Consider the following 6,119-nt stretch of genomic DNA (forward strand, 5'->3'; position numbering starts at 1 on the left):
CGCCCAGGGCGTGCGACCACAGGTACTGGATGCCACGGCGGGGCTGGGCAAGGACGCGTTCGTGCTGGCCAGCCTGGGTTGCCAGATGACCCTGATCGAGCGACAGCCGCTGATTGCCGCGTTGCTGGAGGATGGCTTGGCGCGGGCCCGGTCGGATGCCGAGGTTGGGCCGATTGTGGGGCGCATGCGCCTGCTGACGGGCAACGCCATTCAGCGCATGCGCGACTGGGAAGGTGAGGCGCCGCAGGTGATCTACCTCGACCCGATGTTCCCGCACCGGGACAAGAGCGCGCTGGTGAAGAAGGAAATGCGCGTGTTCCGGCCATTGGTCGGTGATGACCTGGACGCCCCGGCGCTGCTCGAAGCCGCTCTTGTCCTGGCCAGCCACCGGGTGGTGGTGAAGCGCCCGCGCAAGGCACCGATCATCGACGGGCCGAAGCCGAGTCATAGCCTGGAGGGCAAGTCGAGCCGGTATGACATTTACCCGAAGAAGGCCCTGAAGGCCTGAGCAACCTCGTTACTTCTGTGGGAGCGGCTTCAGCCGCGAACACCGGCGTAGCCGGTGCCAACCAGCTCGGAGCCTGCGCTCCCGCAAAGACATTCGCGGGCCTCAGGGTTGATAAGCCCGCAGGAACACCCCCACCACCTCGCGCACATGGGCCTCGGCTTCGTCGCCGTCCAGGGGCCCCGCGCAGCCCAGCAACAACCGGTAATCCGGGGCGCCTTTGACCAGGCAGAAGAAATGCTCGGCCGCCCGCAGCGGGTTGTCGATGCGCAGCAAGCCCCGCTCATCCGCCCCACGCAGCAACGCTTCCATCCCCGCCAGCACGCGCTTGGGCCCGGCCTCGTAGAAGTACTCGCCAAAGCTCGGGTCCTGGCTGCCCTGAGCCATTATCAAGCGGCTGAGCTTGACCGCTTCGTCACTGCTGATCAGCGCCTGGAAGCCACGAGCGATGGTCAGCAGAACCTCTTCCACCGGCGCCCCTTCGGGGTACTCGAACAGCAAGTCGGGCAACTGGATCTGACAGGTTGCCATGACCGCTGAGCAGAACAGCGTCTGCTTGTCGGTGAAATGGCTGTAGACGGTGAGCTTTGAAACACCTGCCGCCGCAGCGACCGCATCCATGCTGGTGTTGGCGTAGCCAAGGCTGAGGAACAGCGTCTTGGCCGCTTCGAGAATCGCCTCGCGCTTGGCCAAGTCCTTTGGCCGGCCTGGACCGATGGGGGCGTCGTTGGACATTGTGGTCTGCATCTGCTTGAAGAAGCGCCCATCTTAACGGGTCAGGCGCCACAGCGCTCCGCCGTACCTCGCAAAATCCACCACGCACACTCTTCCCGCCACCGCTTGCCTGACTTAATATACCCGTCAGTACAAATATTCGAAGTGCCCTCCGCGAAAGGATTCATCATGTTGCGCCATGCCTTGTCCATCGCCTTGCCCGCCGCCGCCGTGCTTTTCCTGGCGGCGTGCGGCCAGGAAGCCGCCCCGCCCGCCGCGCCTCGCCCGGCGCTGGTGGTGCAGCCGCAGCCGGCCGAAGCCGCTGCCGACAGTTACCCCGGTGAAGTGCGGGCGCGCTTCGAGCCGGAGCTGGCCTTCCGCATTGCCGGCAAGGTCAGCAAGCGCCTGGTCGAGGAGGGGCAGCGGGTCAAGGCCGACCAGCCGCTGGCCGAGCTCGACCCGCAAGATGTGCGCCTGCAACTGGAAGCCAACCGCGCCCAGCTGGCGGCCGCCGAGGCCAACCTGTCGCTGGTGCGCGCCGAGCGCGATCGTTACCAGAAGCTGCTGGACCGGCAGATGGTCAGCCACTCGCAGTACGACAATGCCGAAAACCTCTACCGCGCCGGCCAGGCCCGCCTGAAGCAGGCCAAGGCCGAGTTCGACGTGGCCGGCAACCAGGCCGAATATGCCGTGTTGCGCGCGCCGCAGGCCGGGGTTATCGCCAAGCGCCAGGTCGAGGTGGGCCAGGTGGTTGCCGCCGGGCAGACCGTGTTCACCCTGGCCGCCGATGGCGAACGGGAGGTGGCCATCAGCCTGCCGGAGCAGCATTTTGCCCGCTTCGCCGTGGGCCAGCCGGTGAGTGTCGAGTTGTGGTCGCTCCCGGAGGCGCGCTTCCAGGGGCGTATTCGCGAGTTGTCACCTGCCGCCGACCCGCGCTCACGCACCTTCGCCGCGCGCATCGCCTTTGCCACGGCCGCTACACCTGCGGACCTGGGCCAGAGCGCCCGGGTATTCATTGCCCACGAAGGGCTGATCCCGTTGGCTGTGCCGCTGTCCGCCGTCACTGCGGAAAACGGCCAGGCCTATGTCTGGCGGGTCAACAAGGACAGCCGCCTGGAGCGGGCTACGGTGCGCCTGGGGGCGTATGGCAGTGACAGCGTGCCGGTGCTCGAAGGCCTTGACCCGGGCGACTGGGTGGTTGCCGCCGGTGGCCATGTGCTGCGCGAGGGCCAGGAGGTACGCCCTGTGGACCGCACCAACCGTGTAGTGAACCTGACGGCCAAGGAGTAAGTCCCGATGGGTTTCAACCTTTCTGCCTGGGCGCTGCGCAACCGCCAGATCGTCCTGTTCCTGATGATCCTGCTGGCGGCCATTGGCGCCATGTCCTACACCAAGCTCGGCCAGAGCGAGGACCCGCCGTTCACCTTCAAGGCCATGGTCATCCGCACCCTGTGGCCTGGCGCCACTGCTGAAGAAGTGTCGCGCCAGGTGACCGAGCGCATCGAGAAGAAACTGATGGAAACCGGCGAGTACGAGAAGATCGTTTCGTTCTCCCGCCCCGGCGAGTCACAGGTCACCTTCATGGCTCGCGACTCGCTGCATTCAGACGACATCCCCGAGCTCTGGTACCAGATCCGCAAGAAGGTCGCGGACATCCGCCACACCTTGCCGCCCGAGGTCCAGGGCCCGTTCTTCAACGATGAGTTCGGCACCACGTTCGGCAACATCTATGCGCTGACCGGTGACGGCTTCGACTATGCGGTGCTCAAGGACTACGCCGACCGGATCCAGATCCAGTTGCAGCGGGTCAAGGACGTGGGCAAGGTCGAGCTGCTCGGCCTGCAGGACGAGAAGGTCTGGATCGAGCTGTCCAACCTCAAGCTGGCGACCCTTGGCGTGCCGCTGGAGGCGGTGCAGCAGGCCCTGCAGGAGCAGAACGCGGTCAGCACTGCCGGCTTCTTCGAGACACCCAGCGAGCGCCTGCAACTGCGGGTGAGCGGGCGTTTCGACAGTGTCGAGCAGATTCGCCAGTTCCCTATCCGCGTCGGTGACCGCACGTTCCGCATCGGAGATGTGGCCGAGGTGCACCGTGGCTTCAACGATCCACCTGCACCGCGCATGCGCTTCATGGGTGAAGATGCCATTGGCCTGGCCGTGTCGATGAAGGACGGCGGTGACATTCTGGTGCTGGGCAAGGCCCTGGAAGGCGAGTTCGAGCGCCTGGCGCACAACCTGCCGGCCGGCATGGAGCTGCGCAAGGTCTCGGACCAACCGGCGGCGGTCAAGGCTGGCGTGGGCGAGTTTGTCCAGGTGCTGGTCGAGGCACTGGTGATCGTGCTGCTGGTGAGCTTCTTCTCCCTCGGCCTGCGCACCGGCCTGGTGGTGGCGCTGGCCATCCCGCTGGTGCTGGCGATGACCTTCGCCGCCATGCATTACTTCGGTATCGGCCTGCACAAGATATCCCTGGGCGCGCTGGTGCTGGCCCTGGGCCTGCTGGTGGACGACGCGATCATTGCCGTGGAAATGATGGCGATCAAGATGGAGCAGGGCTACGACCGCCTCAAGGCGGCCAGCTACGCCTGGACCAGCACCGCCTTTCCGATGCTCACTGGCACCCTGATCACGGCGGCGGGCTTCCTGCCGATTGCCACGGCGGCCTCCAGCACTGGCGAATACACCCGCTCGATCTTCCAGGTGGTGACCATCGCCTTGCTCACCTCGTGGGTCGCAGCCGTGGTGTTCGTGCCTTATCTGGGCGAGCGCCTGCTGCCTGACCTGGCCAAGCTGCATGCGGCGCGCCATGGCTCGGACGGCCACGCACCAGACCCCTACGCCACGCCGTTCTACCAGCGTGTGCGGCGAGTGGTGGCGTGGTGCGTGGGGCACCGCAAGACGGTCATAGTGCTGACCTTGGCAGCCTTTGTCGGCAGCATCCTGCTGTTCCGTTTCGTGCCTCAGCAGTTCTTCCCGGCCTCCGGGCGCCCGGAGCTGATGGTCGACCTGAAGCTGGCCGAAGGCGCCTCGCTGGCCAATACCGCCGAGCGGGTCAAGCAGCTCGAGGCACTGCTCAAGCAGCAGGATGGCATCGACAACTATGTGGCCTATGTGGGTACCGGTTCGCCGCGCTTCTACTTGCCACTGGACCAGCAACTGCCTGCAGCCAGCTTTGCCCAGTTCGTGGTGCTGGCCAAGTCGATGGAGGACCGCGAGCGCCTGCGCAGCTGGCTGATCGACACCGTGGACCAGCAGTTCCCCGACCTGCGTGCCCGCGTTACCCGCCTGGAAAACGGCCCGCCGGTGGGTTACCCGGTGCAGTTCCGGGTCACTGGCGAACACATCGAGAAGGCCCGTGCACTGGCCCGTGAAGTGGCCGACAAGGTGCGCGAGAACCCGCACGTGGTGAACGTGCACCTGGACTGGGAAGAGCCGAGCAAGGCGGTGTTCCTGGAAATCGACCAGGACCGTGCCCGCGCGCTTGGCGTCAGCACCGCGCACCTGTCGAGCTTCCTGCAGAGCTCGTTGACCGGTACCACGGTCAGCCAGTACCGCGAAGACAACGAACTGATCGAGATCCTTTTGCGCGGCACACGGCAGGAGCGCAGCGAGCTGGCCAACCTGGGCAGCCTGGCGTTGCCGACCGACAACGGTCAGAGCGTGGCGCTGTCGCAGGTGGCGAGCCTGGAGTACGGCTTCGAGGAAGGCATCATCTGGCACCGCAACCGCTTGCCGACGGTGACGGTGCGTGCCGACATCTACGACAAGGAACAGCCGGCGACGCTGGTGAAGCAGATCGAGCCGACCCTGCACGAGATTCGCGCCAAGCTGCCGGACGGTTACTTGCTGGAGGTAGGCGGCACGGTAGAGGACTCCGAGCGCGGGCAGAAGTCAGTGAATGCCGGCATGCCGCTGTTCGTGGTGGTGGTGCTGACCCTGCTGATGATTCAGCTGCGCAGCTTCTCGCGCACGGTCATGGTGTTCCTCACCGCCCCCCTGGGGCTGATCGGCGTGACCCTGTTCCTGCTGGTGTTCCGCCAGCCGTTCGGCTTCGTTGCCATGCTGGGCACCATTGCCCTGGCGGGGATGATCATGCGCAACTCGGTTATCCTGATCGACCAGATCGAGCAGGACATCGCCTCGGGCATGCAGCGTTGGCAGGCGATCATCGAGGCCACGGTGCGGCGCTTCCGGCCGATCGTGCTGACCGCGCTGGCGGCCGTGCTGGCGATGATTCCGCTGTCGCGTAGCGTGTTCTATGGGCCGATGGCAGTGGCGATCATGGGCGGGTTGATCGTGGCCACGGTGTTGACCTTGCTGTTTCTGCCGGCGTTGTATGCGGCATGGTTCAGGGTCAGGAAGGGCTGATATCAGTCAATCAAGCCATTGGGGCCGCTTCGCGGCGATGGGCTGCGAAGCAGCCCTTGGCGGCCTCAAAGAGCGCCGAACACCTTCTTGGCCAGGCTGGTAGCCGCCTGAGCCGGGTTCTGGCGAATGCTCTGTTCCTGTTTGGCGATCATCTCGAACAGCCCATCCAGCGCCTTCTCGGTCACATAGTTCTCGATATTGGCGTCATCCTTGACCAGCCCCAACCCCTTGGCCTGGGCGGCGAAGGCATTGTATTGCTGAGCCACGCCGACCTTGTCGGTAGCCTGCTTGACGATAGGCAGGAACTTGGCGCGAATCTGCTCGCGGCTGCTCTTGTTCAGGTACTGGGTGGCCGAATCGTCGCCGCCGCTGAGAATGCCCTTGGCATCCGTCACGCTCATGTTCTTCACGGCATCTACCAGAATCGCCTGGGCCTGCGGCACTGCTGCTTCAGCGGCCTTGTTCATGCTGGTTTCCAGGGCTTCGACCTGGTCGCCCTTGCCAAACATCTTCATGGCCTTGGCCGCTTTGCCCAGGT

The 6,119-nt window shown here is 65.1% G+C and carries 5 protein-coding genes; 3 read left to right on the forward strand and 2 right to left on the reverse strand.

Features of this window, described 5'->3' with window-relative positions; all coding sequences use genetic code 11:
* On the forward strand, positions 1–508 hold a 508-nt coding region (locus HP547_RS23885), incomplete at its 5' end, for a class I SAM-dependent methyltransferase (protein ID WP_172287780.1).
* A gap of 102 nt (positions 509–610) precedes the next feature.
* Here the strand turns inward: HP547_RS23885 and HP547_RS23890 are convergent.
* Positions 611–1,252 carry a TetR/AcrR family transcriptional regulator gene (locus HP547_RS23890; protein ID WP_172230936.1) on the reverse strand — a complete coding sequence of 214 codons (642 nt, stop codon included), beginning with the start codon at positions 1,250–1,252 and terminating at the stop codon, positions 611–613.
* 156 nt (positions 1,253–1,408) lie between these two features.
* On the opposite strand from HP547_RS23890, the gene HP547_RS23895 reads away from it, so the two are divergent.
* Positions 1,409–2,509: an efflux RND transporter periplasmic adaptor subunit gene (locus HP547_RS23895; protein WP_172230933.1), complete on the forward strand. Its 1,101-nt coding sequence runs from the start codon at positions 1,409–1,411 to the stop codon at positions 2,507–2,509.
* A gap of 6 nt (positions 2,510–2,515) precedes the next feature.
* Positions 2,516–5,581, forward strand: coding sequence for an efflux RND transporter permease subunit (locus HP547_RS23900; RefSeq protein ID WP_172287783.1), 3,066 nt, complete (start codon positions 2,516–2,518; stop codon positions 5,579–5,581).
* A 65-nt stretch (positions 5,582–5,646) separates the two neighbouring features.
* Here the strand turns inward: HP547_RS23900 and HP547_RS23905 are convergent.
* Positions 5,647–6,119 (reverse strand): DUF4197 domain-containing protein (locus tag HP547_RS23905; RefSeq protein ID WP_172287786.1); only part of this gene is annotated, 473 nt, incomplete at its 5' end.

Origin of the sequence: Pseudomonas sp. CM27 (genome assembly GCF_013179515.1) — a bacterium.
In the GTDB taxonomy this organism is placed as follows: Bacteria; Pseudomonadota; Gammaproteobacteria; order Pseudomonadales; family Pseudomonadaceae; genus Aquipseudomonas.

What these genes read in the sequence shown, in the direction of transcription:
- HP547_RS23890 (WP_172230936.1), bottom strand. Translation starts at nt 1,252, where the DNA reads ATGCAGACCACAATGTCCAACGACGCCCCCATCGGTCCAGGCCGGCCA.
- HP547_RS23895 (WP_172230933.1), top strand. Translation starts at nt 1,409, where the DNA reads ATGTTGCGCCATGCCTTGTCCATCGCCTTGCCCGCCGCCGCCGTGCTT.
- HP547_RS23900 (WP_172287783.1), top strand. Translation starts at nt 2,516, where the DNA reads ATGGGTTTCAACCTTTCTGCCTGGGCGCTGCGCAACCGCCAGATCGTC.